The organism is Hungatella sp. SL.1.14 (assembly GCF_024460495.1).
Lineage (GTDB): Bacteria > Bacillota > Clostridia > Lachnospirales > Lachnospiraceae > Hungatella > Hungatella hathewayi.
This window is the reverse complement of the sequence record NZ_JANFYJ010000072.1, coordinates 1-1,708: the sequence shown is the minus strand read 5'-3', so window position 1 is coordinate 1,708 and position 1,708 is coordinate 1. Positions and strand designations below refer to the sequence as shown.

Genomic DNA, 1,708 nt, shown 5'->3' with positions numbered 1-1,708 from the left:
CGCTCAGACGAGGCTGCTGAAAAAGGCTGGCTTTATCCACACAAGAATGTATTGGTATAAGCCAGCCTTACTATCTGATAATAATACAGCTTTATAACCATAAGACCTGGCTTTTTCGGAGCCTTTTCTCTCAACATCTTTATGAATCGCTTGATATCTACGGTTATTCCTGTCATATATGCCTGTACCTGCATACCAAATAACCCCCGGTAGATACAGTGCTCCATTCCGTGGCTTGTTTTCATCTCTCCGTTTTTCGCCTCTATTTTATATCGTTCCTTTATCCGTTCACGGAAACCTTCTGTTTCCTCGAACTCCAAATGTTTGCTCTGGATCCCCTCACGCTCTTTCACACTGAAGGTTCGGGTTTTACTTCCTGGCTTATAGCACGCTTCCCGATACGGACATCTTTTGCACTTCTCAACATCAAACCAATACATATGGCGGATTGCTCCACGGTCGATGGAGGTGGTCTTTTTGATTGCCAGCTCTCCTCCCCTGCATTGCAGGGTATCCGCATCCTTATTGTAGATCATTCCCTGCCGTTCCAGCCGTGTATTCTTTGATACCAGCTGTTTCGAACGGATATAGCCGGTTATTTCTTCCTTTTCCAGATATTCCAGGTTCTCCTTGCTTCCGTAGGCACAGTCTGCCAGCACTTCTTTTACCGTGACATGATTTTCACGGCTCTGATCAATCAGTCTCTCTAAATGCTTTCCATCACTGTCTTCTCCGCTTGTTACATGAATCCCTGTGATAATTCGATCCTCCGTCATGGCTATATGGCTTTTATATCCGAAAAAACTGTTGTTCTCACTTTTATATCCGGTCTTCGCATCTGGATCCACCTGAGATTCTTGATAAGTTTTTTTGGGGGCCTGATCCCCCTTTTTGGGCATGGAATTTTCCGCTTCTTTGATCATCTCCATATGTCTCTTGAGATGCTGGTATTCTTTTTTTATCCGGTTACTCCAGTTGGTCTGATCTTCCTTGTCGATCACTTTTATCAGCTTTTTTGTGTAAGAAAGTTCTTGGCCGAAGTCTGCACCCGGTCCGGGTTTTTGGGGAAAACGCGCTTTTATTTCGGGATCCAGCTGGTATAAAACTCTTCTGATATTTTTAGTAAGACGCTTCAGCTGTTCTGTATTATTTTCTTTTGTAGAACGGGATTTTGTATGGGTGGCAGCCAGGATCAGCGCGGCATCTTTTAACAGCCCTTTTTCTGCCGCCTGACCCAGAATTCCATTCAGTAACTGTTTCAGCTGATACTCCGTTGCGATATGTTTCCTGCGAAATTTAGAAAGCAGGCTGGGATCGCAAATTTTCTCCTCTGGGCTTAAATCGAGAAAAAATTTATATGCGAGGTTGTAGGAGGCTTCCTCTACCACTTCACGGTCAGATAAATTTTTCAGCCGTTGAAGAAAAAGCAGTTTTAACATGAATTCCGGTTCTCGTGCCGGTCTCCCAAACTTCTCACAGTAACTTCCTTTTAAAAGATCATTGGCAAAACTAAAATCAATTAGTTCTTTTACCTGCCTGAAAAAATGGTCCTTTGGAATCAGCTCATCGTAGAGCGGAGTATAGTAGGTAAAACTCATTTGTTTATTCTCGTTTAACATAAAAAAACCTCTTTCCCTCATCTTTCTTTAGTATACCATAAAAGCATAAAAGAGAGGGACTTTTTCAGCAGCCTCGCTCAGACAGGTGG

General features: G+C 43.0%; 1 protein-coding gene. It reads right to left on the bottom strand.

The features are described from left to right. Positions 1-32: 32 nt before the first annotated feature. Positions 33-1,619, bottom strand: coding sequence for an IS1182 family transposase (locus NE473_RS29900; protein ID WP_055651307.1), 1,587 nt, complete (start codon positions 1,617-1,619; stop codon positions 33-35). Positions 1,620-1,708 lie beyond the last annotated feature (89 nt).